Source organism: Candidatus Avelusimicrobium sp. (genome assembly GCF_056976295.1).
Genome location: NZ_DBMCTG010000011.1, coordinates 26,636 through 53,553 on the forward strand (window position 1 = coordinate 26,636; position 26,918 = coordinate 53,553).

Genomic DNA, 26,918 nt, shown 5'->3' on the forward strand with positions numbered 1-26,918 from the left:
CGGTTTCTTATCAGTAACGGGTAATTAATTTGCGTTGGGTTGTTTGCCCACAATATTTTTGATGTTTTTTCGGGTTGTTTTGACAATCACCTTGCGGAAACACCACAGGGCCCAAATGTTCGGCACGGTCATCATTGTCATAGTAAAAATGACAAGTGCCCACATAAAGCGGGTTGAACCGTTGGCCTCGGCGGTGCGCAGTAAGGAGTCGGAAATCGTCCAATCCAACGAAAAACTGGTGCCAATCCAGCCGCCCACAAAGGTCAAAATAATAAACAGCACGCGCACGGGTTTTATGAGCATATTGGAACCTTTGCACAAAAACTGCAAAGCCTTTTCCACATAATATCCCCAACCGATAATAGTCGTGAACGAAAAAATTACCAGCGAGAAAATCAAAATCGGCGTACCGATATAAGGCACCGTTTTAAACGCGCTGTTGCACAGGTTGGCGGCATAGACGTTGGGGTTTTGCCAATCTCCTGCCAGTACAATAACCATACCCGTCAGCGAGCAAATAAAAATTGCCCAAAATACAGACGTAGCCGAAATAATCGCCATTTGCGTAGCACTGCGGGTTTTGGCCGCGGCGGCCGCAATAGAGGCACTTCCAAGCCCGGCTTCGGTTGCCAGTACAGCCCGCGTAACACCTGCGCTTAAAGCGGGTACCATAGCCTGCACAATGGCCATAATTCCTATGCCGGCGGCTCCGCCCACAGCGGCCTTGCCTGTAAAAGCACTTTTAATTACCATTAATAAAGCGGACGGAATTTCGGTAAGGTGCATACAAAGCACAATAAGGGCGAGTAATAAGTACAAGCCGCCCATAATCGGTACCAACCACTCGGAATACGCGGCAATACGTTTTACCCCGCCGATAATCACCACGCCCGCCGCTATGGCTACAAATAAGCCCACATACCACGGGTTTAAATTGTATCCTTCGCGCAAGGCATCGGCAATGGAGTTAGATTGCAAGGCACTGCCGGCGGTTAAGGCCATTAATACCGTGCCCACCGCAAAAATAAGGGCGAGCCATTTAAACTTTAAAATGCGGGAAAGATAATACATCGGCCCGCCCACATATTCGCCGTCCGGCAGGCGTACGCGGTATTTAAAGGCCACCATACATTCGCAGTATTTAATGGCAAAGTTGAAAAATCCCGCCACTACCATCCAAAACAGCGCCCCCGGGCCGCCCTCGGCTACGGCGGTAGTTACGCCGATAATGCTCCCGGTGCCTACGGTTGCGCCAATCATTACGGCGAGTGAGCCGAAACTGCTGACCATCCCTTCGGATTCTACTTTTTTAACCGACAGTTTCATTGCCGGCCAAGTGTATTTTTGTAGAAAATGCAAACGGATAGTAAAATAAATACCTAAAAAAAGCAGGATAATAATCATTGGCGGACCCCATACCAAAGTATTGAATCCGTTCATTACGTCGTACATATGCTGCAAGGTTGGCGCTGTCGCAAATGCGCAAACCGCTGTCCATAATTGTTGCAGGCTTTCCATTGTGTTTTTTTCTTCCTCCCAAACGGTACAACTTTTTTATTGTACTAAAATATAAGAGGAAATCTGCGAAAAATTTATAAGGGAAACCTTTCCAAATCCACGCAATATGATATATAATTTAGTAACGCGCGGGTTTGCCCCGCATTAATAAGGAGACGGGTTATGAAGAAACTTTTACTCGCGGCCTTTATCGCCGCTTTCGGCGCAGCCGCTTGCTCTTCCGGCAACGCCAACACCAAAACTGCGGATTCCCGCAACAAAGCATCCGCCAAGAACGCCAAATACCAAATCATTGACCAGGAGTTTGACAACCTGTTGGCGCCTGAGGCCGATTACGACACGTTGCCCGCCTATGAATTGCAGGCCTGCGGCGATTCTTATCTGCCGCCCGCCGAACAAACGGTAAGAGGGGCCAAAAAGCCCGCTGCTAAGGTGGTTAAAAAATCGGCTGCCAAAAAGAAAACGTCCAAGAGTTCTTCCAAAACCACTACGACCAACAAAAAGGTAGTAAACAATACCAATATTTATTATTTAGACGGTTCCGCACCGAATACGTCCACCTCGTCCACCAGCACGACGACCACTACTTACACGAGCGACGAAGTTGCGCCGGACACCTTGCAATAATTTATGCTTACGCCGTTAGAAAAGGAAGCACAACTTACACAAGAAGCCCATAGATTATATGGGCTTCTTAAATCTGTATCCAAAACAAAAGCCGCCAAGTGGACGTTTGAGGACTGCCTGGCCGCCGCGCCGTATGTACTGGCGATTAACCGCTTTAAAAAAGAGCAGAACGCGGTGATTCTCGCCCACTCCTATACCACACCCGATTTGGTTTACGGGGTGGCTGATTTTAGGGGGGACTCGTATGAACTGGCATTAAAGGCGCGCTCCTCTACGGCGGATATTATCGTTTTTGCGGGCGTGTGGTTTATGGCGGAAACGGCCAAAATCATCAACCCGGATAAAAAGGTAGTTATCCCGGCTGGCAAGGCGGGGTGCACTTTGGCCGATTCTATGACGGGGGAAGATGTAAAAAAACTGCGCGAAAAACACCCCGGCGTACCGGCTTTGTGCTATATTAACAGTTCCGCAGATGTAAAGGCCGTGTGCGATTCGTGCGTAACGTCCGGCAATGTTTTTGATATTGCGCAGAAAATACCCGGTAATGAACTGATTTTTGTGCCTGATATGTTGATGGCTCAAAATATTGATGCCGAACTCAAACGCCGCGGTACACCCAAAAAGATAATTTCTTCCGGCGGGTCCTGCTGTGTGCACGATAAATACCGCCCGGAAATTGTGGATAAACTGCGTGCCGAACACCCCGGTATTAAAATGTTAGCGCACCCGGAATGCCCCATTGAAGTTTGCCAAAAGTGCGATTATGTAGGCAGTACCAAGGGAATGGCCTCTTATGTGGCATCCTCGCCGGATAAGACATTTGGTATGCTTACGGAGTTTGGCCTTGTGAACCGTTTGGAAGCCGAACACCCGGACAAAACCTTTATTTGGCCCTACGGCGTGTGCAGTTATATGAAAAAGAACAGTTTGATTAATACCCTGGAAGCGTTGATTGACCCGCGCCCCGACCAAGTGGTTACGGTGGACGGGCGCGTAGCGGTCCAGGCCAAAAAAGCCATTGAAAAAATGTTTGAACTTGCAAAATGATACTGGATAAAATTATTGAACTTGCGTTGTTGGAAGATTTAAGTTTGGGGGATATTACCTCGGATACTATTTTTACGCCCGAAAACCGGGCCAAGGCCGCTATCCGCGCCAAAGAAGATTTGGTGCTATGCGGAATGGACGTAGCCAAAACCGTATTTCACGCGGTGGACCCGGATGTCATTTTTACTCCGCTTAAAAAGGACGGCGATAATGTGAAAAAAGGTGAAGTGGTGCTGGAACTGACCGGAAGCACTTTGTCTATTTTAAAGGCCGAAAGAACCGCGCTTAACTTTATGCAGCGGATGAGCGGTATTGCCACCGCCTCGCGCGAATATGCGGCTATCGGCAAAAAATACGGCGTAATGATTGTGGATACGCGCAAAACACAGCCCGGTTTGCGCCGCTTGGATAAGTACGCTGTGCGCACCGGCGGAGCGCGCAACCACCGCATTAGTCTGGCCGACAGCGTGATGATTAAGGATAACCATATTGCAGCGGCAGGCTCCATTACGGCAGCCGTCAAAAAGATTAAAGACGTTATCGGGCACACTCCCAAGGTGGAGGTGGAAACCACGACCCTGGACGAGGTAAAAGAAGCCCTAAACGCCGGGGCGGATATCATTATGCTGGATAATATGACCCCCGAACAAATTGCCGTGTGCAAAAAGGAAATTGCCGGGCGCGCCATTATAGAGGTGTCCGGCGGCGTGAATAAAACGAATTTGGAAGCGTACTGCGCGGTCCGTCCGGATGTGATTTCTATGGGAGCGCTTACGCACTCTGTTCCGGCAAAAGATTTGAGCCTAAAAATTGTACAATATATTAGTTAAGCGATTATTTAAAAATTGGGAGTAGCAGATGAATTACAATGAGTTGTTTTCCCAAGTGGTAAGCCGCTCCAAGGCTTCCGCCATTAGAGAACTTTTGAAAGTGATAGCCCGCCCGGATATTATTTCGTTTGCGGGGGGGCTGCCGGCCCCGGAATTATTCCCTACGCACGAAATTGACGGTATTATGCACCATGTGCTGACGAAAACCCCAAAACAGGCTTTGCAGTACGGCACCACCGAAGGGCAAATGGCTTTGCGTACGGAACTGGTAAAATTATTAAAAGAAACCGAAAATATTGATGTAACCACCGACCAAATGCTGGTGGTGTCCGCCTCCCAACAGGCTTTGGATATGACGGCGCGCCTATTTATAAACCCCGGCGACAGCATTATTACCGCTTGCCCTACTTATTTGGGCGCGTTGCAGGCGTTTCACGTGGCGGGTGCTGACATTACGGGTGCGGAAAGCGATGCGTATGGTATTTTGCCCGAAGATTTGGAAACGAAACTGGCTGAATTAAAAGCCCGTGGCAAACAATGCAAATTTATTTATTTGGTGCCCGATTTCCAAAACCCCACAGGCACGACGATTCCGGAAGACCGCCGACTACAAATTTTGGAACTTGCCCAAAAGTATAACACCTTTATTTTGGAAGATTCTCCATACCGTCAAGTCCGCTTTGAGGGCACTTCCCCGCGTACTTTTTACGCGTTGGACAACGGACGTGGCAACGTGATTACAATGTTCACGTTTTCCAAGGTGTTTGTGCCCGGCTTCCGTTTGGGCTACATTGTCGGCCCGGAAGATGTTATTCGCAAATATGTCATTTTAAAGCAGGCGATGGATTTGTGCACTTCTCCCATTTTGCAGTTGGCTACGGGGGAATATCTGCGCAGCGGGATGCTGATGCAGCACGTCAAAGAAATTATTGCATCTTACCGCGAAAAACGCGATTTGATGTTGGAAACCTTGGCTAAATATATGCCGAAAAATGTTTCTTGGACGCGCCCCGAGGGGGGGCTCTTCCTGTGGCTGACTTTGCCCAAACATATGAACGCCACAGACCTGTTGCCCAAGGCCATTGAAAACAAGGTGGCCTATGTGGCCGGAGTAGATTTTTATCCGCAAGGGGATGTGTTTAACGATATGCGTTTAAATTTTTCTTACTCTACCAAAGAGCAAATTGTGGAAGGCCTAAAACGCCTTGCGCAAACTATTAAAGATAATTTGTAAGTTCTTGGGGGAGCCTGTACAGGTTCCCTCTTTTTTAGGTCCTTTGCCCTATATAAAAATGGGTCCAAGGGCCCTGTTATTTGGGGTGAAAGTATTGCAAAATGTAAGTATGGGTAAAAAAATATTTATTTTATTTTTAGCAGGTTTACTGGTTCCTACGGCGGTTTTTGCGCAGAAAAATCCGCTTAAATCCGTTAAAGGGGTAAGGAGGGCTTTGACTAGCGCCTCCCGCGTAGTTATCCCGGTGGAAGAAAAAGCGTTGCAGCATTTGGTGGAAGCCACGCCAGAACGCCAGATTTTAGCGCGTTTTGCTTCGGTATTGCCCTCGCGCGGAGTCTTGGCCCCGTTGTTGAAAGACGGCAAACTTCACTCGGAAATATCCAATACACTTTCCCACGAAATCTCTAATGCCCTTTTCAAAATGCAGGACCGAAACACCAATAAATTAAGTCCGTGTATGGTGGTTCTCTCCCAGCGTATCCGTACAGGGATGAAACTCAGTTATACTTATTTGCTTGCTTTGGAATATGAATTGCGCCTTGCACAAAAACAGGCGGAACAGGAATTTCGCAAGCGCTATCAGTATTCGGCGGGGACCCAAATTTTGGACGATAATCCCAATTTTCGCGCCCTGTTGGGTGAGGCCACGGCACAGCGGTTGAACGACCACTTTTTGCCGCTTTTGCCTTCTGCGGACAGAGTGCGGTTCTTAAAAATTTTAATGCAGGGTATCTTTGCTCCTACTGTTAATACGCACGAATTTTATACGGCCCTTTTATACCGCGAGGTCCGCACCGGCTTGCGCGAAATGGGCGGTACTTTAAGCACCGAGGAAGTGCAATATTACGGAAAAATTAAAGACATGCTCTTGTTCTGTGCCCGGGTGTCTGCCGAGGAAGCGGCCTATAACAGTTTGCAATCGCCACGCCAAGTACGGGAGTTGTTTGTTTATAAGATAGAGGAAATGTCTTCCCGCTTTGCAGATACTCCCGCGGCGCTTGCGATGTGGAATAGGCTTGTAGAATATTACAAACATCATTTTGACCCGCACAATCCACAGAAATAAAATACTTTTCGCCCCGGTTGGTTTATTTCCCGACCGGGGGTTTTGTTATTATGCAGTTATTTTGCAATAAATTCCAAATCGGCAATTTGTTTTTGCCTGAGGATGTTTTGCCCGGTTACGGTTTCCGGTAGAGGAATATCGGTTGCCTTTCCGTCGCAACATTACAAATGCGGCCTCTCCTATGAGTGTTAATCTAAATCTACAACTAAAAACAAAATACTAATGCAGTTTTCTGTCATTGGTTTATACTTCTATTTTGGTAAAATATATATATGTATTTCCCTAAATTACTTGTCCTTTCCTGCTGTGCGCCCTGTTCTTGTGCGGCTATCAAAAAATTGGCAGATGACGGCATAGATGCCACCGTTTTATTTTATAACCCGAATATCTACCCGTCGGCTGAATATGAAAAACGGCGCGACGAGCAGAAGCGCGTATGTGAGCATTTTGGCCTAAAATTTGCCGAACTGCCTTATGAACCCGAAAAATGGGATAAAGCCGTAGCCGGGCTGGAAAACGAACCCGAGCGCGGCAAGCGGTGTTCGGCCTGTTTTTATATGCGTTTGGAAAGAGCCGAACAGTATGCGCTGGAACATAAATTTACGGCGTTGACCTCTGTGCTGGGTGTATCGCGCTATAAAGATTTGGACCAAGTAAACGAGGCCGCCCGCCGCGCGTGGTATGCCGTAGGTAAGCCGTATGCGGCGATTAACTGGCGCAAGAATGGGTTGGAAGAATTGCGCCAAGCGCTTATAAAAGAATTACAATTATACAAGCAAGATTATTGTGGCTGTAAATACAGTATGAGGGGTAAAAATGACAAATAAGGTTTGGCGGCGCTTGGCTACGGTAGCGGTGTGCACGCTGATTTTATTCTTTGGGGCAGACCTTGCTTTGCGGTGGGTATCGTCCAGTAATTGGATGAAAAAATACGCGGTACAAAAGATGCAAGAGGCCACCGGACGCGAGGTACGTTTGGAAAAAATGTCCGTCAGTTTTATGGGGGTAAAGGCGGATAAGTTTGCTTTATCGGAAGCGGGCGGTTTTGAAAAAGGGACTTTCTTATCGGTGGAGCGGCTGCGGATTAGGGTATCGCTTATCCATTTAGTTCACGGGCATATTAAGTTAAAATCGCTTACCGTTAGCGGGGTGGAAGCCTATTTGCTCCGCCGGGCTGACGGAGTGTTTAATTGGGCGGATTTGTTGCCTGCGGATAAGCCGTCATCAGATGAGCCTGCGCAAACGGATACACTTTCCTTGCCGTATTTAACCTTAACAGATTTATCATTAAAAAATATCAATATATTTTATCAAGACGAGGAAAATAAAAGACAAGCCGCGCTAAAAAATATTACATTGCGGGGCAAACGGCTGGTGGTGCGCGATTTGATTAATTTGGGCTTTGCGGCGGACGGCTTTTACCAAGAGGGGGAAAAACAGTATGAATTTCCTGTATCGTTTAATGTGCGGCTTAATTTGGCGGGGGGCGATTTGTCGCGCGCGCAGGTACAAATGCCCGACTTTTTGCTTTCTTATAACGGTGCCAAAGTTAAAATAAATTTTCAAGCGCAGGATTTTATTGCGCCCCACATCAAGTTGGGTGTTACGTTAGAAAATTTAACCACGGACACTTTGCAAAATCTCGTGCCGGACGAACCGCGCTTTGAGGTCCCGCAGGTGCATTTTAAAACGGATGCAATAGCCAATTTGCCGGAGGAAAAACTGACGGTTAATCAAGCGGTTTTGGCCCTTTCCGGGGTGAAACTGTCGGCTATTGGCGGCATAGATTACAGCGCAGTTTTAAAATACGAAGCCCGCGCTGAGTGGCAAGTTGATTTTAAGGAGTTTCTTGCGCAACTGCCCCAACTGGCTGAGGAATATCAAGCCGCAGGAACCGCCGGCGGTACGGTGCATTTTACCCAGCAGGATTGGCAGACGGCCGTTACAGCGGCCGATATGGGTGCAAATGCGGGCTATGCGGGCCGTTTGGAGCAAGGAGTAATGAAAGTATCTGCACAGGGAACAACCGATTTTAAAACGGCGGTTTCCAGTATAACCGTTTCCGGCTTGCTGAATAAGGAACCTTTTTCTGTGAACGCATCTTGGAACCAGTCTCCCAAGAATTTGTCGGTTTCGTTAAATGCTTTTGCAAAAAAATTAATTTTACCTCCTTTGCCGGAACGTACAGAGAAAGGCGTGGCTGAAAAGAAAGTACAAACGGATAAACAGCCTGCCCCTGCGTGGCCCTTGCCACCGGCCACCGTTACCGGGAAAATACAAATAGATGCGTTGGACGCGCCGTATATTGCGGGGCGGCAGATTTTGCTCCAAGCGGATTTGGGCAACCTCACCCCCGATATGAAGCGCGCACGCGGCGAACTCAATTTGTCTATGGGGAACGGGGAAATTAAGGACTTATATAAACTGACAGAAGCTAATGCTTTAACCAAGGTGTTGTTTATGTCTGTAAATATCGTGGGAAAAGTATTTAATTCGCTTAATGTGTTTTCTGTGTTAAACGGTATCGGCAGCGGGCTTGTGTCCGCCGTCAGCACATCAGACAAAGAGGAGGATACCGTTTTGCAAACCGTTACCGGACCGGACGGACAGCCGATGCAAATTCGTGTACCCAAAAGCCAACAAAAGATTGACGGGCGTATGGCTTTTGATAAGTTTACTACCGACGTAACCTTTACCAAAGGCAAGGCTTCCGTAAAAGACGGCAGTTTTGTTTCCGATATGGTGTCTTTTAGTTTGAACGGTACGACCGATTTTAACAGCGGCGTGATTGATATGACGGTACAGGCCGCCCCGGGCAAGCACGAGGCGGACGGCATTATGCCGCTGAAATTGAATATCGGCGGTACGGTGGACGACCCCAAGGGCAGTATGAGTATGTTGGGGTCGGTGTCTTCGCTCGTTACGCAAGGTATTGGTAATAATTTTGCCAGCCGCTCCGTAAAAAAGGGCATTGGCGGACTATTTGGCATTTTTAAAAAGAAGGAAAAATAAGCCCTGCGGCCCGCACCTTGCAGGCCACGCCCTGCGGACCGACACTCTATGCGCGGGTTTGCAATTCGTGGAGCCACCCTTTTTTGCTATACCGCGCCCTAATGGCTAAAACATCAGTAAGAACAGTTCTGTGCCTTTTGCCGGCAGCATTAAGGTTCCTTTCGCGTTTGTCCTAAATAGAATATTCCTACTGGAATACTATCAGGCATTGGTATAACCTTTATGGAACCACTAGCATAGCCGGTGGCTTTCTATCCACAAAAGAGCCCTATAATAGAGTATTTTTCCTTGTGCTATTAACCACAGCAACAAGAACCTTCTGGCAAATTTAATAATTTGGCATAATCATAAGAAGGTGGGGTAGAAATCACGCCATCGCTATAAACAGTGATTTCTTCGTTTCCTTCATCATTATGGTCATAACATAAACACACATCTTCTTTTTTATATAAAACGGTAGCGTGTGCATATCCACAGCAATCCGAAGAAGCCCAATAGACAAAATCTTTTGTTTCTATAGAAGGATCCCCACAATATTTATCAGTTTCCGTTCCTGGAATTGTAATATCCAAATCTGTAATACTGCATTGACCCCACTTATCGGTTCCTCCTCCTAACTGACAAACCTTGTCGGCTTCGGCAATCGTCTTTAAATTTGTTATTGCCTCGGTAAATTTGGCCTTAGTAACGGCCTTTTGATATTGTGGCAGGGCTACCGCCGATAAAATGCCGATAATCAGTACAACAACCAACAATTCAATTAAGGTAAAGCCTTTTTTCATAGTTTTCTCCTGGTTCTGCCTTTGGAGAAAACCGCCCATAAAAAACGGCCGTTATTATTGAGCCATTCAGCCTAACCCAAATAATAACAGCCGTGGCTTTCTGCCATATAAATATATGGCAGAAAGCACTCGGCACAGCACCCCCGAAGGATCAGTTCTGAGATGTTGTGCCTAAAACGACTGCTTTTGGAGGCTGAATGTGCCGCTTATAAGCAGCGCACCGTATTCTGCATACGGTTCCAAAAACAGATTAAATTGTATCGGACTTTTGCGCCCGTTTTGCAACAAATTTATTATAACAACTTTGGAGTTTTTTGTCCTCTGTTATTAAAAACCCCGGGCTTTATAAAAGGCCCGGGGTTGCCATTTGTTCTTAATTTATTTAATCACTTCTTTGATGATTTTGTAGGCGGCAGGGTTCTTTTTACCTGTTTTAAGTGCTTGTTTGAAGAGGGCCGCGCCGTCCTCTAACCGTTTTTTATCGGACGCATACAGCGTGGCAATTACGTCGCCTTTTTTGACGGCATCACCCGCCTTTTTGGAGAGCCAAATGCCCGCACCGTAGTCAATCACGTCTTCCATTGTGTTTCTTCCGGCGCCAAGCAATACTCCGGCCATACCGGCGGTTTTTGCGTCAATGTGTTGGACATATCCGGAGGCTTCGGCCTTGATTTCCAATTTGAGTTTGGCATCTTTAAAGTAGCCTTCCGGGTCGTCCACGGATTTGGGGTCTCCGCCTTGCCACTTCACCATTTCGCGCAGTTTGGCGGCGGCTTCGCCGTTTTCAATCTTTTCTTCCATCAGCGCGCGGGCCTTTTTGATATCTTTTACTTTACCGCTGATAACCAGCATATTGGCGGCTTCTTCAATTAAAAGTTCGTAAAAGTCGGGCGCGAGGGTCTTGTCGCCTTTTAAAATTTGAATTGCCTGGCGCATTTCGTTAGCGTTGCCGATAGCGCGGCCGAGCGGCTGGTCCATATAGGTAATAAGCGCGCGGCATTTCAGGCCAAGGAGTTTGGCGGTGCTGACGAGCGCGCGGGCCAGTTTGCGGCTGTCTTCCAGTTTTTGCATAAATGCGCCGGAGCCGTATTTTACGTCCATTAACAGGCTGTCCACCCCTTCGGCATATTTTTTAGAAAGGATACTGGCCACGATGAGCGGGCGGCTTTCCACGGTGCCGGTGGCATCACGCAGGGAATAGAGTTTTTTATCGGCCGGGGCCAGGTCTTTGGTCTGCCCGAACATACAAACATTTAATTTTTGAATTTGGCGGTAAATCAGTTTGACGGGTACGCGCACTTCAAAATTCTTCATAGATTCCAATTTGTCCAAGGTCCCGCCCGTATGGCCTAATCCGCGGCCGGACATCATCGGTACGGCTACTCCGCCGCAGGCCACCAGCGGGGCCAATGCCATAGAAATACCGTCGCCCACGCCGCCGGTGGAATGTTTATCTACTTTGGGAAGTTTGGTGGAAGAAAAATCAAGCCGTCCGCCTGAGTGGGCCATCGCCTTGGTGAAAAGAGCGGTTTCTTTGTCTGAAAGGGGATTTAAAAAGCAGGCCATTAAAAAGGCGGAAAGTTGGTAATCGGGCACGGTGCCTTTTGCCGCGCCTTGTGCAACAAAGTTAAATTCCTCTTGGGTTAGGGGTTTGCCTCCGCGTTTTTTGATAATTACATCAATCATTCTCATGGTGCTGCCTCCTTGTATTTAAATGCTAGCGTCTGGAATTTCAGCATAGCATTTTATTTATTTAAAGAAAAGGTTTTTTTGTATAGATAAAAAAATCCCGGCACAGAAAACTCTTGCCGGGAAAGCATTATTTGAGTAATTCTATTTCCGCTTCCAACTCGCATAATCGGTCCAAAACTTGGGTTTTAATGCGGTTTAAGCGTTCCAGTTGCGCGGCAAAGGAAGCCTGCGTGGCGGCTTGCCAAAGTTGGTGTTCCGTGTCGGCAGGAGAGACCTTTTTTTCGGCTTGTTTTAATAAGTATGGTGCCCGCACGTCCAAAAAGTCCTCGCGTGCCATCAGTTTGCCAAGCAACTTTTCCAGCCGTTCGTACTGGGTTTCCAATACCGTTAAACGGTTTTTCTTTAATTGTTCCGCAATAAGGGAAAAAGGTATTTTGTACGTCATTGTTCCGTTGGGCCATAAAGCATCTTTTTCGGCGCGGGTGGCTTGGACGGTTTGGGCTATTTTCTTTACTCCGGCCAAATCTTGCGGGTGCTCTAACAAATACAACGCAGCAGTCGGTTCCAAGTACGTTACGGCTCCTAAAATGAGGTTGGCGCGGTCTGTGGGGAAAAAGGCCGATACTTCCGAAAAGTGTTCAAAATCCTCTCCCGTCCAAAAGCCCTTTTGCTGCAACTTTTTGACGAGGGCAATTTGTACGCGCTCTGCGTAATCCAACGCGGCATTGTCGGTTTGGAAGGGGGTTCCCTCGGGATCTAAAAGAAGTTGCGGAATTTCCCGGAAAGTGCCCATATATTCTTGGACGAAGTAAAACGACAGCCCCTGCGAAGCGTTGGCAACCGTCATCATCATTTCCGTCTTGGTGGCGGGTAAAATATCCGGGTCGTACAAAATGGCATCTAAGAGTTGGGGGAGTGTGTTGGCCTTGGTATCCACAATGCGCTCAATTACATCTCGTCCGTTTAAGGCGGCTTCCGTCAGTCCGGCGTGGTCCGGTTCCGGCATTGGGATTACCCATACCTCATCTAATCCCGGGGTGCCCCAATGCAGTTCCGGCGTTTCGCTATTCAAAATATCGTATTGGTCCGAGGCATTTTTCGCCCGTGCCAAAGCGGCCGTTCGCCGGTCCCATTTTATACGGCTTGCCGGGGTGGGGGAAGATGTTTTTTGGTCCAAAAGTTGGCCGAGGGCTTTCCGTTCTTGCTCTAAGGTTTGTACTGTTTGTTGTAAAAAGCGGGTCCGCTCTGCGGTAGTGGCGAGAGCGGCGGGAACTTGCGGCAAAGGGAGCCCTAAGTTTTTTAAATGGTTGCGCGATGCGTTAAATTCCGGCGTAAACGCCCAACCCGGATTTTTGATTAAGGCCTTGCGCGTTTGGTCTATGGCATAGAGGTTGGAGGATAATAAATGAAATTCTGATTCCGATAAAATCTTGGCCGGTTGGACGAATTTAGCGGCGGTAAAAGATTTTAAAACAGCCTTTTGGGCTTGCAGGGGAGTAACTCCCATAATACAGACGGTAAGTAACAAAATAAAAAAACGTAAGTTCATTCTATTCTCCTATGTAATAAGAATAAAAAATATCGGCTGGGGGAACAAGAGTCCAAAGACCTATTTTGTAGGCGGGTCCTTTGGCCCCTTGTTTCTGGGCCCTCCGCGCGCGAAGCAGATTTGATATCATATATATAAGCAGTCTATTTTGGAGGAATTATGAAGAAACTCGCCGTACCGGGGTGGATTAAGTCTTACGCTTGGTTCATCTTGGCTAACTGGGTGGTGTTTACCCTTTTCCGCGGAATCTTTTTATTTGTGTTTCACGCGGCACTTGTACCGCAGTCTTACCACGAATTGTGGGAGACTTTTTATATCGGTGCGAAATTTGATGCCCGCCTCGCTTGTGCGTTGGCAATCCCCTTGGGCTTATATTTTACCGTTTGTGCTTTTTGGCACGGGGCGCGTGTTATCCGCAAGGGTATTTCCGCTGTGTATGCGTTGCTGGAAGCCGCGGTACTGCTTATTTACTTTGCCGATTTTGCACACTATGCTTATATTGCAATGCGTATTAACTATTCCATTTTTAAATATTCCGAAAATGCCCTCATTTCCCTGCAAATGGCTTGGGAAACATATCCCTTGGTGTGGGCTGTTATCGGGCTGTTGGTCTGGGCCGTGTTGGGTTTTTGGTTTGTAAACCGCTTGCAAAAAAAAGCATTTTCCCAAACGGATAGTTACCGTTGGAAAGGTAATCTGGGTTGGTTTTTTGCCGGTTTGTTGGTTACGGGCGGGCTGATGTTTGGCCAGTTGAGCCAATATCCGCTCCGTTGGAGTAATGCGTATCACTCTACCAACAATTTTATTTGCAACTTAACATTAAACCCGGTACTTAATATTTTTGATACGGCCCGCTTTGTAAAGGCGGATAGTTTTGATAAAGCCAAAACGCAGCAATATTACGATACCGTAGCCTCTTATTTGGGCGTACAACACCCCGATAAAGAAACGCTTAATTTTGAACGTACCGTGGCGGCAAAACCCAAAGCGGAGCAGCACGATTACAATGTGGTGGTTATCTTTATGGAATCGTTGGCTTGGAATAAAATTTCTATGACCAATCCGGATATTGACCCCACGCCGTTTATTAAAAGTTTGGCGGATAAGTCCATTTTGTTTACGCATTTTTATTCGCCCACATCCGCTACGGCACGCGCTGTATTCGCCACAGTTACGAGTATTCCGGACGTAACGTCTTTTAAAACCAGTTCCCGCAATCCCTTGATTGTGGACCAACACGTCGTGGTAAATGCCTTGCGCGACTACGAAAAATATTATTTCATCGGCGGCAGTGCCAGTTGGGGTAATATACGCGGTATTTTGGAACATAATCTGGGCGGTGTGCATATGTACGAAGAAGGCAATTTTGAACACGAACACCGCAACGACGTGTGGGGTATTTCGGATCTGGACCTTTTCCGCGAAGCCAACCGCGTTTTGAACAAAGAGCAGAAAGAAAACAACGGCAAGCCGTTCTTTGCGTTTATCCAAACTTCCGGCTATCACCGCCCTTATACTATCCCGGCGGATAATGCGGGTTTTGAACTGAAAGATATCGGCGAAGATTTGGCCCATAAACGCAGTTTTGTGAGCGTGGCCGAATACAATTCCCTGCGCTTTTCCGACCACGCTTTGCGCGAGTTCTTTAAATTGGCGGAAAAATCGGATTATTATAAAAATACGATTTTCCTGATTTTCGGCGACCACGGTTTGGCGGCTCCCCAGTCCGAAAATATGCCGCGCGGTTATGTGGACTTAAACCTGATTAACCACCAAATTCCGCTGATTATTGCCGGCGGGCCGATTAAAAAACCGCAGGTAATTAACAAAACTGCCAGCCAAGTGGATATTTTGCCTACGGTAATGGGTATTTTAGGCCGTCCGTACTTTACGCGGGCTATCGGCCGGGACGTGCTGACGGACCCCGCTCCCGAACCGGGTGCGCTTATCTACGGTTGGGCTGTTTCGCCCGCTACCATCGGCTTTGTGCAGGGGGATTATTACTACCACAGTCAAGGCGAAAAGGAAGGCCTTTACAAGTATGCCGCAGATAATTATAATGAGGATATCTCTAAAAAAGAGCCGCAGCGTTTTGAGCATATGAAGGCGCTTGCCAAGGGACTGTATGAAACGTCCCGCTACCAGTTCTATCACAACCAAAAACGTGATGAACGTGATGATTAAGGAGAAACGATGAACGGACTTTGGATTATTGTTATTTTGGCGGCGGTATTTGTGATTTATGCCGTCAGCATATATAACGGGTTTGTGCTTTTAAAGAACCGCGCTACCGAGGCGTGGAGTGATATTGAAGTGCAAATGAAACGACGCTATGATTTAATCCCTAATTTGGTGGAAACCGTAAAGGGATATGCCCAGCACGAAAGCGCCACCTTGGAAAAAGTTATTCAGGCGCGCAATATGGCTATGTCGGCGCAGGGGAATATGAAGGAAATTTCCCAAAGCGAAAATATGCTTACCGGGGCATTAAAATCTATTTTTGCCCTGTCCGAAAATTACCCGGATTTAAAGGCCAATGCCAACTTTATGGAGTTGCAACGCGAACTGCGCGATACCGAGGACAAAATTCAGGCCGCCCGCCGCTTTTACAATGGTAATGTGCTGGCTCTTAATACCAAAATTGAAATGTTCCCCAGTAACATTGTGGCTTCTATGTTCCACTTTGAAAAACGGGAATTTTTTGAATTGGCGGAAGGTGAAAACGCTGCCCGCCAACCTGTAAAAGTGCAGTTCTAACGGGAGCCGTAAATGGCTACCACCTACGACTTTATAAAACAAAACAAGCGGCGCACCGTGCTGCTTGTTTTGTTGTTTCCTATCTTGTTTGCGCTCTTAACGTGGGGCGTGTTTGCGCTTATCTTTTTTGTGATAGGGGGCGACCCGTACGCCACGGTAAGCGAATTTCAAGCCACCGACCAAATGGCAGAACTTAACAAACTGATGATGTTTGTTTTGCCCATTTGCTGGGGGCTTGCAATGGTGTGGATGGCCATTTCTTACTTTACGGGCGACCACATTATTTTAAATAGCGTAAATGCTATCCCGGTAACGGCGTACGACCAGCCTGAAATCTACCGTTTGGTGGAAAACCTGTGCATTACGCGCGGCCTGCCACCTCCTAAAATCTATATTTTAAATGACAACGCGCTCAACGCCTTTGCCACGGGGCGGGATCCGGAGCACGCCTCTTTGGCACTTACCAAGGGCATTGTAAAAAAACTGGACCGCGCGGAATTGGAGGGCGTTATTGCGCACGAACTGGCCCATATAGAAAACCGCGATATCCGCCTGATGTTAATTACCGTGGCGGGCATTTCGTTCTTTACGCTGGCGGGCGAAATTTGTTTTAGGATGGGGTTAAGCCGCGGGCGCAGCCGGGAGAGCGGAAAGGCGAATTTGCTGTTTTTTGTGTTGGGCGTTATTTGCCTGATTTACGGCTATATTATTGCGCCGCTGCTGCGTTTGGCTGTTTCCCGCGCGCGCGAATACCAGGCGGATGCTACGGCGGCCTTAACTACGCGTAACCCGCGTGCTTTGGCAAGTGCGCTTAAAAAAATATCCGCTTGCCCGTATGTAGAGGACATCCAAGAACACTCCTCTATGGCGGCTATGTGCATTGAAAGCCCCGTAGGACCTTTGGGAATGGGGCTGTTTGGCTCGCTGTCGGGCCTGATGGCTACACACCCGCCCATTGAAAAGCGTATTCAGGTGCTTTTGGAAATGGACCGCGGCATTTAATTTATCCCGAAAAAGGCCCCTAAAAGGGGCCTTTTCTATTCCATTACTTTTTCCAAACTGGGGTCAAAGTCAAAATATTCGTAAGGTTCAAATTCAAACATTTTGGCAACGAAATTGAGCGGTATAATTGCGGCTATTGTATTAAAATCGCGTGCTGCGCTGTTGTATTTTTTCTTGGCGCTTTGCACTTTCCCTTCGGCATAAATAATGCTTTTTTGCAATTTTAAAAAATGCTCGTCGGTTTTCAATTCGGGGTGTTTCATAGCGGCTGTAAAAACCTTTTTAAATTTTTGCGTGATTTCGTTTTCTTTGGCTACGCGCTCTTGCAGGGTTTGCGCGGTGCGGCAGGCTTCCTTCATGTGGGAAAGTTCATAAATAAACTCGCGGTCCAATTCGCTAAACGAGGCGGCGGATAGCGCCAGCACAGGGATTAACTCTGCGCGGTTCTTCATATTATTGTCCAATTTTTGCCAAGCATTTTGGGCGGCCTTGTTAAGCGACACAAATTTCAAATATGCCAAGCCAAACAACACTACTCCCATACACATTGCTCCGAATAAAAACCAAATCAACATATATAAAACCTCCCATTGACGAACTGCCGGTTTATAATTACAATTAAAGTATCGGTCCTGATATACTACAAAGTATAACGGTTAACCCGCCAGAAATCAAGGACCGGGCGGGAAAATCGGTCAGTTTGGTGTTTCTTGTCGGGCCGGCTCACGCCGGAACTTTTACGGATTATCTACGGAGGAAATATGTTGCTTACGCTGTCGTCGTTTGCAGGTTTTACGGCGCTTGTGCTGGGCTTGTCGTATTACCTAACACGCAAGAAAGATGTTTCTTCCTCGGAAGGCTATTTTCTGGCCGGAAGAGGACTTACCGGGTGGGTGATTGCCGCCTCACTCTTGCTTACGAACCTATCTACCGAACAAATGGTGGGCTTAAACGGCCAGGGATATATGTTTAATATGTCCGGTATGGGGTACGAAATCGGGGCATCTTTGGCGCTTATTATCGTGGCGTTTTTCTTTCTGCCGCGTTATTTAAAAAAGGGTTATGCCACTATTCCGGACTTCGTGGGCGACCGCTACGACGGCGCCACCAAGCAGTTTGTAAACTTTTTGTTCTTGGCGGGGTATGTGCTTATCCTGTTGCCGACGGTACTGTATTCCGGCGCGATTGGTATGGGCGGTATCTTTGACATTATGGGCACGTTCCACTTATCGCCAATGATGGCTATCATTGTAGTAGTGGTGGCGATTGGTGTGCTGGGGTGCTTATATACCATTTTCGGCGGACTTCGCATTATGGCGATTGCCGATACGCTTAACGGTATTGGGCTGATTATCGGCGGGATGATGGTGCCGCTGTTTGCCCTTGCCTATGTGGGCGACGGTAATATTTTGGCGGGCCTTAGTGAGGTGGTAAAAGCCCACCCGGAAAAATTTAACGCTATTGGCTCCGCCACCGACCCGGTTCCTTTTGCTACAATGTTTACGGGAATGTTTTTGGTAAACCTGTTCTATTGGGGTTGCAACCAAACGATTATCCAGCGCGCCTTAGCGGCCAAGAATTTAAAAGAAGGGCAAAAGGGGCTTTTGCTTTGCGCCATTTTTAAATTGATTGGGCCTATCTACTTGATTATTCCGGGCATTGTGGCGTTCCACATTTTCCAAAGCACTCCTTTGGAAGTGGGGGATATGGCTTACCCGATGCTGGTAAATAAAGTGCTGCCCTTCTACTTAATCGGCTTCTTTGCGGCGGTGCTGTTCGGGGCGATTTTAAGTTCGTTTAACGCGGCCTTGAACTCTACCTCCACTTTGTTTATGCTTAATGTGTATAAGCCGCTTATCAAACCGTCTGCTACGGATGAAGAATTGGTAAATAAGGGCAAATATGTGGGCATTTTGCTGGCAGTATTTTCTATGATTGTAGCGCCGTTGATTGCCAAGGCACCTTCGGGCCTGTTTAACTACTTGCAGATGGTGAACGGGTTTTACAATGTGCCGATTTTTACGCTGATAATTTTCGGTATGCTTAATAAAACCGCGCCTGCGTGGTCGGCCAAAGTTACCCTTGTATTTTTTATGGTGGGCTACGGCCTTACGCAGTTGGGCGTGATTAAGACGGACCTGCACTTCCTGCATATTTTGGCTATTTTGTTTGCTGTGTCCATAGCCTTTATGTACCTGACGGGCAAACTGTGGCCGGCCAAAAACCGCTATGATGACGGCAAGGACCTGAATATTGTGGATAATACACCGTGGAACTTGGGCGTAACCGTCAGCGTGGCGATTGTGCTGTGCGTGTTTGGTGTGTATATCTTATTTTCCAAATTGGGTATTGCCGCTTAAACAAGCGTTTTATAAAAAAAGGGGGCGGGGCGAAAGTTCCGCTCTCTTTTTTTGTTCGGGCGGGGGAAAACTTGTTATAATAAACTAGACGAAAGGAGAATTTTATGACAGAAACCCGCATTAATATTATGGACCCTCAGCCTGTTTCCGTTCAGCCGCAGGCGGATGAAACCCCCAAGGTGGTGTATGCCTCGGTAACGGAACGGTTTGTTGCCTTACTGATTGATTATGGCGTAATTTTTATTCCCGGCCAGTTTGTCGGCCTTGCCATTTTAAAGATTTTAGGCCCATATGCCGAAATGTGGCAGATTGCGGCGGTTCTTTTGGGAATTAATGCTTTATTTGTGTTGTATGAAGCCATTTTTTCGTCCGGAGACCGCGTAACCCTCGGTAAATCTTTGGTGGGCATTGCGGTAGTTAAACAAGATTTAAGCGGCCCCGTATCGTTTCCACGCGCATTTATGCGTGCGGTTGGCTATTACATTAGCGGTGCGCTTTTGATGTGCGGTTTTCTGTTTGCCTTTTTTGACGACAGACACCGTGCGTTGCACGATTTTTTAGGTGGAAGTGTGGTCGTGCAAATCCGCAAAAAAGCCTGGTGGGAAAATTTAATGGTACGTTTATTGGGCTCACTTTTGTTGGCGGGGTTTGCGTGGGTAATGTACCAACAATGCTTCGGCGGCGGGTCTGTTGTTCAGCAGTATTATGTAAACAGAGCCAAGACCCAGTTGCAAAATGTGGCGCTGCTGGAAGAAGCCCATTATGCACGTTACGGCTACTATACCAACGATTTGTTGCGCTTATCCTTGTTGTCCGGCGACCCGGTGCAATTCCAGCGTGATACGCAAAAGGCGCTTTCCCCCAAAGGGTTTAGAATTGGGGTGCAAAAGGATTCCTATAAAATTATGGCATATGCCAAGGATACCAAGAAAACGCCTGTTTATTTTTCCAGTAAATAGCGTGGAATTTAGATTAAAAAAGGGAGCCTGTTCAAAGGCTCCCTTTCTTTGTGTCAAAAAGCGTTATTCGTGGCTTTTTTCCGTGGAGTGTTGGCAGTTTACGCAGTAGCGTGCAAAAGGCATTGCTTTAATGCGTTTTTTGGGAATAGGCTGGCGGCAATATTCGCAAAAGCCGTAAATTCCTTTGTCAATTTTGCGCAAAGCGGCTTCAATCTGCCCGATAGTGTTGTGGGCATTGCCGGAGAGTTCAAACAAAATTTCTTTATCTAAACTTTTGGAAGCATCGTCAATCGGGTCGCCCACTTCGGCTTCCGGCATATCCATATTCTTTTTATCTTTCAGGCGTGCGGTGGCGTCCTCTTTCAGTTCCTCTAAATGTTTTTTAATTTCCTTTAATTCTGCGGCGGTGAGAGCCTCTTTGTTTGCTTTCTTAGTAACCATACAACTATTCCTTTCTATACAAAAATTTACGTCCTAACAGGTTGGCCCCGTTTGGATAACTGTTTGATTAGTTTAGCAAAGTAAAAATACTTTTGCAACCCCAGCCGCTTCTGCGGACAAACGAGCCGGGGAATTGTTATAATAAAATAAGTTGTTTTATACCGGAGATTTCTATGAAAAATTTTTTAACCCGTCCTTTGGGGGAACTTATCGTTTCCAACCCGTTTGTAGATAATTACAGAAAAATGTGGCCCTTTGTAAAACCCTATCTTTTCCGTGCGGTTTTGGGGCTTTTGCTTGCGCTGCCCGTCGGTGCGTTAGACGCTACGGTCGCTTTGTTTATGAAGTATTACACCGATGATGTGCTGGTTGCCAAAAACGCTATTTTTGCCGCTTGGATTCCTCTTTTGATTATCGGTTTTGTGCTGGTGCAAAGTATTTTAACGTACCTGGTTAAATATCTCAATACTTGGGTGGGCAATAAAATTACCTTGGACGTGCGTAAAAAACTCTTCCATAAATTGTTAAGTATGCACAGCGGGTATTTTGACACGACTGACTCCGGCTATATTATGCTGCGCTACAACGGCGATGCTGATACCGCCTGCAACGGACTTATCAATAACCTGCGTATGGTGGTTACGCGCGTATTTTCGTCCATTACCTTGGTGTTTGTGTTGCTCTACAACTCTTGGCAGTTGACGTTTATTGCCATTGGCGCGTTTGCCGCGGCGGGTGCGCTTATTTATGTGGTTCGCAAAAAATTAGAAGAACTGGTGCGCAATACGGTTGTAATTTCCTCTATTGCGATGCGTGCGTATAACGAAACTTTTAACGGCAACCGCACCATTGCCGCCTACAACCTGCAAGAGGACCAGGAAAGCCGCTTTAATCACTTAATGGATGAGGTGTTTAGCCTGAATATGGGTATGGTTAAACATACGGGTTGGCTGTCCCCGGTGATGCACTTTATCGTGTCCTTGGGGCTTGCCCTGGTGTTCTGGCAGAGCAGTTCTATGATTGTAAAGGGGACTATTACCAGCGGTAATTTTACGTCGTTTGTTACGGCGCTTTTAATGCTCTACACCCCGGTTAAAACGATGGGCGATAACTATGTGGATATCAAAAAGGCCTTTTTGGCTATTGACCGTATTTTTGAAATATTTGCGCTCAAAACGGACATCTATGACAAACCCAATTCGGCGGAAATGGACGGACTCAAAAAAGAAATTTGCTTTAAGGATGTTTATTTCTCTTACAAACCCGGAGTAGAGGTGTTGAAGGACATTAATTTAACCGTTCCTGCGGGTTCTACGGTGGCTTTGGTGGGGAACTCCGGCGGAGGGAAATCTACCGTTGTCAGCCTGCTCCCGCGTTTTTATAATGTAACCAAAGGCGCCATTACGATTGACGGCGTGAATATCCAAAATTTTACGCTAAAATCTTTGCGCAACCATATTTCGGTGGTATTCCAGGATAATTTCCTGTTTACAGGTACGATTCGTGATAATATTTTAATCGGCCGTCCCGGCGCTACGGAAGAGGATTTAAAAGAGGCCGTTAAAAATGCCCATTTGGACGATTTTATCCATACGCTTAAAGACGGTTTAGATACGGTATTGGGAGAGCGCGGTTTGACCCTTTCCGGCGGACAGCGCCAACGTGTAGCCATTGCGCGCGCTTTTATCCGCCGTGCGCCTATCGTCATTTTGGACGAAGCCACCAGCGCTTTGGATAATAAGTCGGAAGCTGTGGTGCAAAAGGCGCTTGATAACTTGATGAAAAACCGTACGGTTTTTGTGATTGCGCACCGTTTATCTACCGTGGTAAATGCGGATAAAATCGTAGTGATTAATGAAGGGCACATTGTGGAGGAGGGCACACACGAAACCCTGCTAAAAGTGCCAAACGGTGCGTACGCATCCCTTTACAACGCGCAGTTCAAAAAGAAGGAACATCACAAATAAGTTGAGCCGTTTGATACTAGCCCCGGTTTTGGTTTTTACCACCCGGGGCTTTTTTATGCACTTTTGGCTGACAGAAATTTTGCTTTTTCGTTGTTTATGTTAAAAGGGTTGTTTTATTTTTTTTTTTGTTAAAATTTTGACAATAAGGGCTGAATATACCCGGATGTATTTGCCGTATAAAAATGCGTATAAAAGGCCGTTTTGCTCAAATATAAAGGTCTTAACAAGGAGAAAAAATGAAAGGGTTTATTGATGTTAGCCGTGCGGCTACTTGTGCTAGTGGTGTCCGTCCCGGGGGTTTTAGTCGGGAATCTGTTGTTGCGAAACGGCGAGATTCCGTAACCCTGCGGGCCGCCAAACCTTACGGAATGACGTTTGTTCGGGGTGGCCGCACGGTAAAACCTATTTTGTCATCCCCGACTAAATTCCTCGGGGATGATGACTTTATAAAAAAAGGAGGTCATCCTGAACTTGTTTCAGGATCTACATCTTGGGTCGTTAGCCGTGGCTTTACCCTTATTGAACTATTAGTTGTCGTCCTTATTATCGGTATTTTGGCGGCGGTGGCGGTGCCACAGTATCAGTTGGCGGTGGATAAGTCTAAATTTGCGTCCAATATGCCGCTGTTAGATGCGGTGGAATCCGCCCAAGAGGCCTATTATTTGGCAAACGGCCAGTACGCAAGCACCTTTGACCAGTTGGACATAGAGATACCAAAAAACTATGCGTATAAAAAGCCTGAGAGTTGGGGCGGAGATTGTTGGGCGACGGGAGACTCTTGGGGCTATCCGTATATATGTACTAACCAATGCTATTCTTTTATAGCCCCGTGGATGCCGTATGACGCTACATATTTTCGTACGCATAACCATTCCAGTTCTTATAGCAAGGTATGTGTGGATGCCAAAAGGGCCTGTATTATTGGATACGAAAAGGTAAATTCCCAGCCAGCCCGGTGGCGCAGGTTGTGCAACGCCTTAGGTACGGAAACCTCCCAGCGGTATGCGGACGGTGCGTTTACTAGTAAAAGCACTTGGGACTTGCACTAATATTTAGTTTAAAGCAGGCCCGCCCTCGCGGTGTTCGCCTTTCGGCCTGTGGCCTCAAACTCACACAACGCTGTGGGCTTAAAATCCCGACGCAATACCAAGCAGTTGATGTTGCTCCAACTCTCTATAAATTTAAAAACCCCCGCCAAGAGTAGCGGGGGGTTAATGTTGTATAGGAAAACGGAGGGAGGAATTTGCCCTGCATAAATTTCCTGACGGAAATTTTGCCCGGGCCCGCCCTCGCGGTGTTCGCCTTTCGGCCTGTGGCCTCAAACTCACACAACGCTGTGGGCTTAAAATCCCGACGCAACACCAAGCAGTTGGTGTTGCTCCAACTCTCTATAAATTTAAAAACCCCGCGTAAGTGCGGGGTGTTAAATTTCTACGGAGTGTGTAGTTTGCTCAGCAATATGCTGTTAGTTTTTTGTGCCAAATTCCCTGATATGCAGGGAAAATACAGGGAAAATGTTAATTTTTAGGGTTTTTTGAGCCATTTTTTGCCCTGTTTCCCCTATACAACTTGTATAAATTCCCTAAAAACAAAACAGGGAATTAATAGAAAATTTAGCCAAAAATTCTTAATTCCAACTCTGTTTTCAGGGATTTATAATTGTTGTAATTTAAATGCCTTGAATAAGAGGTAAAATCTTTCAATTTTGCTTTGGAAGAATTAAAGCCAATGTGGACTAGAAAAATGCCAAGACTCCTTGTGAGGTTTGCTAGTACATTCGCTTGCTGTAGGCAATAGTAAAAGGGATTAGATTAATTTCTAGCCCCTATTTATATAGGCATCTAGTGCTTCCAGTAATCCACATGTGCTACAGATTTCCGTCTTGTTATCCTTCCGGCTTATAGCAGGGTAACCTACCATGTATCGGCCACAGTTTGGGCATTTTCGGCGTGTCTTGGGCATATTTAACCTCGGTTGGTATGTAGATAGGTCATTACCGCGTAAACATTTTTTATGCGCTCTGCGGTGCAATCCAATCCATACAAGCTCCCCATTATCAGGTTTTGGTCCGATGTGGCAATACCGTCCTTGGCGTCCTTTACTCTTTCGTTTAGGTCCTTTACCAACCCCTGCAATACTTCATAGGAATGTTTGATTACTTCTAATTTCTCTTTTTCGGTCATATTACGCTGTTCTCCGTTTATTTTTTTTATTACCAAACACATTTAATAATTGTTCTCGTGCTGTGGTATTTGGCTCGCAGGTTTCAAAGTTGCTAAAGAACTCCCAATGACCACCAGTTTCCCGTATGTAGGTGCTTGCCTTAGTGGGAGTATCAAAACGGCCTATATGTCTGAGGTCTAGGCTATTCCCAATCTTATCTTCTGCGTGTACGGGATATGTCCAACTAACGCATTTTAATCCGTTTATTTTATCTTCCGGCATCTATCCTCTCCTAGCACCAATCCCAATTTGCTTCCATTATCCCAGTCCACCATAATGGTCCCAATATCGTCCACTCCGGTTACAGTGCCTTGTGTCCCTATGGGCGGAGCTTGTACATCATCCATTTTTATCAACTCCACCCTAGTACCTTTGGGGTAATTAATCCGGAGCATTCCAACGGTTGCCCGAATTGCATCTTTCTCTATTTTTTCTGCCATTCCAATAACTCCTTGTGGAAAAATACATAACCGCTAATTGGGTACTCCGTAATGGCCATAGCTAAACCGGAAAGGGATTTATAACACTTCCCTTCCCAATACAAACCATCTTCTTTTACTTCTATCATCAGGTCCTTGCCCTTAAAACGCTTGACAAAATTAGTGCCTACGGCTGGAAGCCTAGGGTCCTTGGGTTTTTTAAGTATCGTGGGGTTAGCAATTACGCTTTCTAGAGTGGCCTTAATGGGCGTTACTCTTGCGGCACAGGTGATGGATTGCGTTTTAGTCTTTGAGCTTTTACTACAAGCAGGCTTTTTCTTTGGCATTTTCGTTCTCCTATAAGTTTGCATTTCTATTCGGGGATTTCGTCCCGTACTACATATACACTCTTATAGGAGGGAGAAGTCAAGTGATATAAGATAAAGGAATTTTTTCTAAATTCAATATGGATTTGATACAATAAAAATATGGCTGAGATAAATTTAACCCAACAAGAAGCTGACAAGTTAATCGGTATGGATAAATTTTTGACCGACACGACTAATATTACGTTGCCCATTGCTGGAGAGAAACTCACATTAGGTTGCTTTTCTCTTAATAAACGAGAGGAATTCGTATTAGACTGTTTCAGAGGAACTATTAAATTAAGCAAAGTTACGCATCAAATGAGAGCACGAAAAGTTGTTCCACTAGTCCGTTTAGATATAGATGCAGCGCCTCATCAAAATCCAGATGGAACGGAAGTAGGAAACACACACCTACACATTTATAGTGCAGATTATGCCGATAAATATGCGGTTGCCGTCCCAAACACATTTACGAATCTAGCAGATATAGCTCAAACTTTAATAGATTTCATGAAATACTGCAATATAAAAAATACTCCTCAGATAAATGGAGGATTGTTTTAATGGATTCAGCAAAAAAATTAATAGAAAAGTACTACTCCTGGTTGCAAGACAAAACCTTTTTAAAAGATTTTGGGGAATGGACCGAAATTACTACTCCATTTTTAGATCGCCACAATGATTATATTCAGATCTATCTTAAAAAAGAAGGGGATGAATATATTTTGTCTGATGATGGATATACAATTAATGATTTAATCAGCTCTGGATGTGTTTTGGACTCTCCCAAGAGACGTAAACTTATAGATCTAACCTTAAACGGATTCGCAATAAAGAAAGATGATAAAAATTGTTTATTTGTCAGATCGAATTTTGACACTTTGCATATTAAAAAGCATTGCTTAATACAGTCGATACTAGCAATCAATGATTTATTCTACTTGGCAAAAGCACATGTTTCCAGTTTGTTTTTTGAGGATGTAAAAAATTGGTTGGACATGTCTGATATTCGAAGTACCGAAAATGTTATTTTCAAAGGGAAATCTGGATTCGATAGAAAATTCG

The 26,918-nt window shown here is 46.2% G+C and carries 25 protein-coding genes; 16 read left to right on the forward strand and 9 right to left on the reverse strand.

The features are described 5' to 3' along the window. Positions 1-24 precede the first annotated feature (24 nt). Positions 25-1,518: an alanine/glycine:cation symporter family protein gene (locus ACZOTW_RS05715; protein ID WP_483997721.1), complete on the reverse strand. Its 1,494-nt coding sequence runs from the start codon at positions 1,516-1,518 to the stop codon at positions 25-27. Between the two features lie 162 nt (positions 1,519-1,680). Between ACZOTW_RS05715 and ACZOTW_RS05720 the strand changes: the two genes are divergently transcribed. From ACZOTW_RS05720 to ACZOTW_RS05750, 7 genes are all read left to right on the forward strand, one after another. Beyond that, positions 1,681-2,145 (forward strand): hypothetical protein, encoded by a 465-nt coding sequence (locus ACZOTW_RS05720; RefSeq protein ID WP_428037910.1) that lies wholly within the window; start codon positions 1,681-1,683, stop codon positions 2,143-2,145. Between the two features lie 3 nt (positions 2,146-2,148). Beyond that, complete coding sequence (nadA, locus tag ACZOTW_RS05725; protein WP_428041140.1) at positions 2,149-3,192, forward strand: quinolinate synthase NadA; 1,044 nt, start codon at positions 2,149-2,151, stop codon at positions 3,190-3,192. Next, positions 3,189-4,022: a carboxylating nicotinate-nucleotide diphosphorylase gene (gene nadC / locus ACZOTW_RS05730; RefSeq protein WP_428045680.1), complete on the forward strand. Its 834-nt coding sequence runs from the start codon at positions 3,189-3,191 to the stop codon at positions 4,020-4,022. Before nadA ends, nadC begins: the two co-directional genes overlap by 4 nt. 28 nt (positions 4,023-4,050) lie before the next feature. Then, complete coding sequence (locus ACZOTW_RS05735; protein WP_428044936.1) at positions 4,051-5,256, forward strand: aminotransferase-like domain-containing protein; 1,206 nt, start codon at positions 4,051-4,053, stop codon at positions 5,254-5,256. Between the two features lie 109 nt (positions 5,257-5,365). Next, on the forward strand, positions 5,366-6,322 hold the full coding sequence (locus ACZOTW_RS05740) for a hypothetical protein (protein WP_483997722.1): 957 nt from the start codon (positions 5,366-5,368) through the stop codon (positions 6,320-6,322). Between the two features lie 272 nt (positions 6,323-6,594). Beyond that, on the forward strand, positions 6,595-7,149 hold the full coding sequence (locus ACZOTW_RS05745) for an epoxyqueuosine reductase QueH (RefSeq protein WP_428076709.1): 555 nt from the start codon (positions 6,595-6,597) through the stop codon (positions 7,147-7,149). After that, positions 7,139-9,334, forward strand: coding sequence for an AsmA family protein (locus ACZOTW_RS05750; protein WP_483997723.1), 2,196 nt, complete (start codon positions 7,139-7,141; stop codon positions 9,332-9,334). Before ACZOTW_RS05745 ends, ACZOTW_RS05750 begins: the two co-directional genes overlap by 11 nt. Before the next feature lie 296 nt (positions 9,335-9,630). Here ACZOTW_RS05750 and ACZOTW_RS05755 read toward each other — a convergent pair whose 3' ends face one another. The 3 genes from ACZOTW_RS05755 to ACZOTW_RS05765 form a co-directional block, all read right to left on the reverse strand. Further along, complete coding sequence (locus ACZOTW_RS05755; protein WP_428043154.1) at positions 9,631-10,116, reverse strand: pilin; 486 nt, start codon at positions 10,114-10,116, stop codon at positions 9,631-9,633. Between the two features lie 378 nt (positions 10,117-10,494). Next, positions 10,495-11,808, reverse strand: a complete 1,314-nt coding sequence (locus ACZOTW_RS05760; RefSeq protein WP_483997724.1) for a thymidine phosphorylase — start codon at positions 11,806-11,808, stop codon at positions 10,495-10,497. A 127-nt stretch (positions 11,809-11,935) separates the two neighbouring features. Beyond that, entirely contained in the window at positions 11,936-13,357 is a 1,422-nt protein-coding gene (locus tag ACZOTW_RS05765; RefSeq protein WP_483997725.1) for a hypothetical protein, read from the reverse strand. Positions 13,358-13,516: 159 nt separating this feature from the next. On the opposite strand from ACZOTW_RS05765, the gene ACZOTW_RS05770 reads away from it, so the two are divergent. The 3 genes from ACZOTW_RS05770 to ACZOTW_RS05780 are packed head-to-tail and all read left to right on the forward strand — an operon-like array spanning position 13,517 to position 17,116. Continuing rightward, positions 13,517-15,541 carry an LTA synthase family protein gene (locus ACZOTW_RS05770; RefSeq protein WP_483997726.1) on the forward strand — a complete coding sequence of 675 codons (2,025 nt, stop codon included), beginning with the start codon at positions 13,517-13,519 and terminating at the stop codon, positions 15,539-15,541. A gap of 9 nt (positions 15,542-15,550) precedes the next feature. Further along, positions 15,551-16,114 (forward strand): LemA family protein, encoded by a 564-nt coding sequence (locus ACZOTW_RS05775; RefSeq protein WP_177745696.1) that lies wholly within the window; start codon positions 15,551-15,553, stop codon positions 16,112-16,114. A 12-nt stretch (positions 16,115-16,126) separates the two neighbouring features. Further along, entirely contained in the window at positions 16,127-17,116 is a 990-nt protein-coding gene (locus tag ACZOTW_RS05780) for a M48 family metallopeptidase (protein ID WP_177745693.1), read from the forward strand. 35 nt (positions 17,117-17,151) lie between these two features. On the opposite strand, the gene ACZOTW_RS05785 is transcribed toward ACZOTW_RS05780, so the two are convergent. Further along, positions 17,152-17,691, reverse strand: coding sequence for a LemA family protein (locus ACZOTW_RS05785; RefSeq protein ID WP_177745690.1), 540 nt, complete (start codon positions 17,689-17,691; stop codon positions 17,152-17,154). 186 nt (positions 17,692-17,877) lie between these two features. On the opposite strand from ACZOTW_RS05785, the gene ACZOTW_RS05790 reads away from it, so the two are divergent. After that, a complete protein-coding gene (locus tag ACZOTW_RS05790; protein ID WP_483997727.1) occupies positions 17,878-19,476 on the forward strand; it encodes a solute:sodium symporter family transporter in 1,599 nt (532 codons plus the stop codon). Between the two features lie 104 nt (positions 19,477-19,580). After that, complete coding sequence (locus ACZOTW_RS05795) at positions 19,581-20,435, forward strand: RDD family protein (RefSeq protein WP_483997728.1); 855 nt, start codon at positions 19,581-19,583, stop codon at positions 20,433-20,435. A 63-nt stretch (positions 20,436-20,498) separates the two neighbouring features. On the opposite strand, the gene ACZOTW_RS05800 is transcribed toward ACZOTW_RS05795, so the two are convergent. Further along, a complete protein-coding gene (locus ACZOTW_RS05800) occupies positions 20,499-20,876 on the reverse strand; it encodes a TraR/DksA family transcriptional regulator (RefSeq protein ID WP_177745681.1) in 378 nt (125 codons plus the stop codon). Positions 20,877-21,049: 173 nt separating this feature from the next. Here ACZOTW_RS05800 and ACZOTW_RS05805 point away from each other — a divergent pair, with 173 nt between their 5' ends. Together ACZOTW_RS05805 and ACZOTW_RS05810 are read left to right on the forward strand one after the other, a co-directional pair. Then, a complete protein-coding gene (locus ACZOTW_RS05805; protein WP_428045692.1) occupies positions 21,050-22,843 on the forward strand; it encodes an ABC transporter ATP-binding protein in 1,794 nt (597 codons plus the stop codon). Positions 22,844-23,079: 236 nt separating this feature from the next. Beyond that, complete coding sequence (locus ACZOTW_RS05810) at positions 23,080-23,892, forward strand: type IV pilin protein (protein ID WP_483997729.1); 813 nt, start codon at positions 23,080-23,082, stop codon at positions 23,890-23,892. Positions 23,893-24,807: 915 nt separating this feature from the next. Here ACZOTW_RS05810 and ACZOTW_RS05815 read toward each other — a convergent pair. From ACZOTW_RS05815 to ACZOTW_RS05825, 3 genes are all read right to left on the reverse strand, one after another. After that, complete coding sequence (locus ACZOTW_RS05815; RefSeq protein ID WP_428070680.1) at positions 24,808-25,026, reverse strand: hypothetical protein; 219 nt, start codon at positions 25,024-25,026, stop codon at positions 24,808-24,810. A gap of 243 nt (positions 25,027-25,269) precedes the next feature. Beyond that, entirely contained in the window at positions 25,270-25,506 is a 237-nt protein-coding gene (locus ACZOTW_RS05820; RefSeq protein WP_428070682.1) for a DUF4314 domain-containing protein, read from the reverse strand. Continuing rightward, complete coding sequence (locus ACZOTW_RS05825; protein WP_428070684.1) at positions 25,491-25,832, reverse strand: DUF2924 domain-containing protein; 342 nt, start codon at positions 25,830-25,832, stop codon at positions 25,491-25,493. The genes ACZOTW_RS05820 and ACZOTW_RS05825 overlap by 16 nt, the downstream gene beginning before the upstream one ends. Positions 25,833-25,973: 141 nt before the next feature. Between ACZOTW_RS05825 and ACZOTW_RS05830 the strand changes: the two genes are divergently transcribed. Together ACZOTW_RS05830 and ACZOTW_RS05835 are read left to right on the forward strand one after the other, a co-directional pair. Continuing rightward, positions 25,974-26,417 (forward strand): DUF6978 family protein, encoded by a 444-nt coding sequence (locus ACZOTW_RS05830; protein WP_428070686.1) that lies wholly within the window; start codon positions 25,974-25,976, stop codon positions 26,415-26,417. Further along, on the forward strand, positions 26,417-26,918 hold a 502-nt coding region (locus tag ACZOTW_RS05835), incomplete at its 3' end, for a DUF1828 domain-containing protein (RefSeq protein ID WP_483997730.1). The genes ACZOTW_RS05830 and ACZOTW_RS05835, both read left to right, overlap by 1 nt.

Bases quoted from the DNA above. Each gene is read 5' to 3' on its own strand.
- ACZOTW_RS05715 (WP_483997721.1), bottom strand. From the start codon at position 1,518: ATGGAAAGCCTGCAACAATTATGGACAGCGGTTTGCGCATTTGCGACA.
- ACZOTW_RS05720 (WP_428037910.1), top strand. From the start codon at position 1,681: ATGAAGAAACTTTTACTCGCGGCCTTTATCGCCGCTTTCGGCGCAGCC.
- nadA (WP_428041140.1), top strand. From the start codon at position 2,149: ATGCTTACGCCGTTAGAAAAGGAAGCACAACTTACACAAGAAGCCCAT.
- nadC (WP_428045680.1), top strand. From the start codon at position 3,189: ATGATACTGGATAAAATTATTGAACTTGCGTTGTTGGAAGATTTAAGT.
- ACZOTW_RS05735 (WP_428044936.1), top strand. From the start codon at position 4,051: ATGAATTACAATGAGTTGTTTTCCCAAGTGGTAAGCCGCTCCAAGGCT.
- ACZOTW_RS05740 (WP_483997722.1), top strand. From the start codon at position 5,366: ATGGGTAAAAAAATATTTATTTTATTTTTAGCAGGTTTACTGGTTCCT.
- ACZOTW_RS05745 (WP_428076709.1), top strand. From the start codon at position 6,595: ATGTATTTCCCTAAATTACTTGTCCTTTCCTGCTGTGCGCCCTGTTCT.
- ACZOTW_RS05750 (WP_483997723.1), top strand. From the start codon at position 7,139: ATGACAAATAAGGTTTGGCGGCGCTTGGCTACGGTAGCGGTGTGCACG.
- ACZOTW_RS05755 (WP_428043154.1), bottom strand. From the start codon at position 10,116: ATGAAAAAAGGCTTTACCTTAATTGAATTGTTGGTTGTTGTACTGATT.
- ACZOTW_RS05760 (WP_483997724.1), bottom strand. From the start codon at position 11,808: ATGAGAATGATTGATGTAATTATCAAAAAACGCGGAGGCAAACCCCTA.
- ACZOTW_RS05765 (WP_483997725.1), bottom strand. From the start codon at position 13,357: ATGAACTTACGTTTTTTTATTTTGTTACTTACCGTCTGTATTATGGGA.
- ACZOTW_RS05770 (WP_483997726.1), top strand. From the start codon at position 13,517: ATGAAGAAACTCGCCGTACCGGGGTGGATTAAGTCTTACGCTTGGTTC.
- ACZOTW_RS05775 (WP_177745696.1), top strand. From the start codon at position 15,551: ATGAACGGACTTTGGATTATTGTTATTTTGGCGGCGGTATTTGTGATT.
- ACZOTW_RS05780 (WP_177745693.1), top strand. From the start codon at position 16,127: ATGGCTACCACCTACGACTTTATAAAACAAAACAAGCGGCGCACCGTG.
- ACZOTW_RS05785 (WP_177745690.1), bottom strand. From the start codon at position 17,691: ATGTTGATTTGGTTTTTATTCGGAGCAATGTGTATGGGAGTAGTGTTG.
- ACZOTW_RS05790 (WP_483997727.1), top strand. From the start codon at position 17,878: ATGTTGCTTACGCTGTCGTCGTTTGCAGGTTTTACGGCGCTTGTGCTG.
- ACZOTW_RS05795 (WP_483997728.1), top strand. From the start codon at position 19,581: ATGACAGAAACCCGCATTAATATTATGGACCCTCAGCCTGTTTCCGTT.
- ACZOTW_RS05800 (WP_177745681.1), bottom strand. From the start codon at position 20,876: ATGGTTACTAAGAAAGCAAACAAAGAGGCTCTCACCGCCGCAGAATTA.
- ACZOTW_RS05805 (WP_428045692.1), top strand. From the start codon at position 21,050: ATGAAAAATTTTTTAACCCGTCCTTTGGGGGAACTTATCGTTTCCAAC.
- ACZOTW_RS05810 (WP_483997729.1), top strand. From the start codon at position 23,080: ATGAAAGGGTTTATTGATGTTAGCCGTGCGGCTACTTGTGCTAGTGGT.
- ACZOTW_RS05815 (WP_428070680.1), bottom strand. From the start codon at position 25,026: ATGACCGAAAAAGAGAAATTAGAAGTAATCAAACATTCCTATGAAGTA.
- ACZOTW_RS05820 (WP_428070682.1), bottom strand. From the start codon at position 25,506: ATGGCAGAAAAAATAGAGAAAGATGCAATTCGGGCAACCGTTGGAATG.
- ACZOTW_RS05825 (WP_428070684.1), bottom strand. From the start codon at position 25,832: ATGCCAAAGAAAAAGCCTGCTTGTAGTAAAAGCTCAAAGACTAAAACG.
- ACZOTW_RS05830 (WP_428070686.1), top strand. From the start codon at position 25,974: ATGGCTGAGATAAATTTAACCCAACAAGAAGCTGACAAGTTAATCGGT.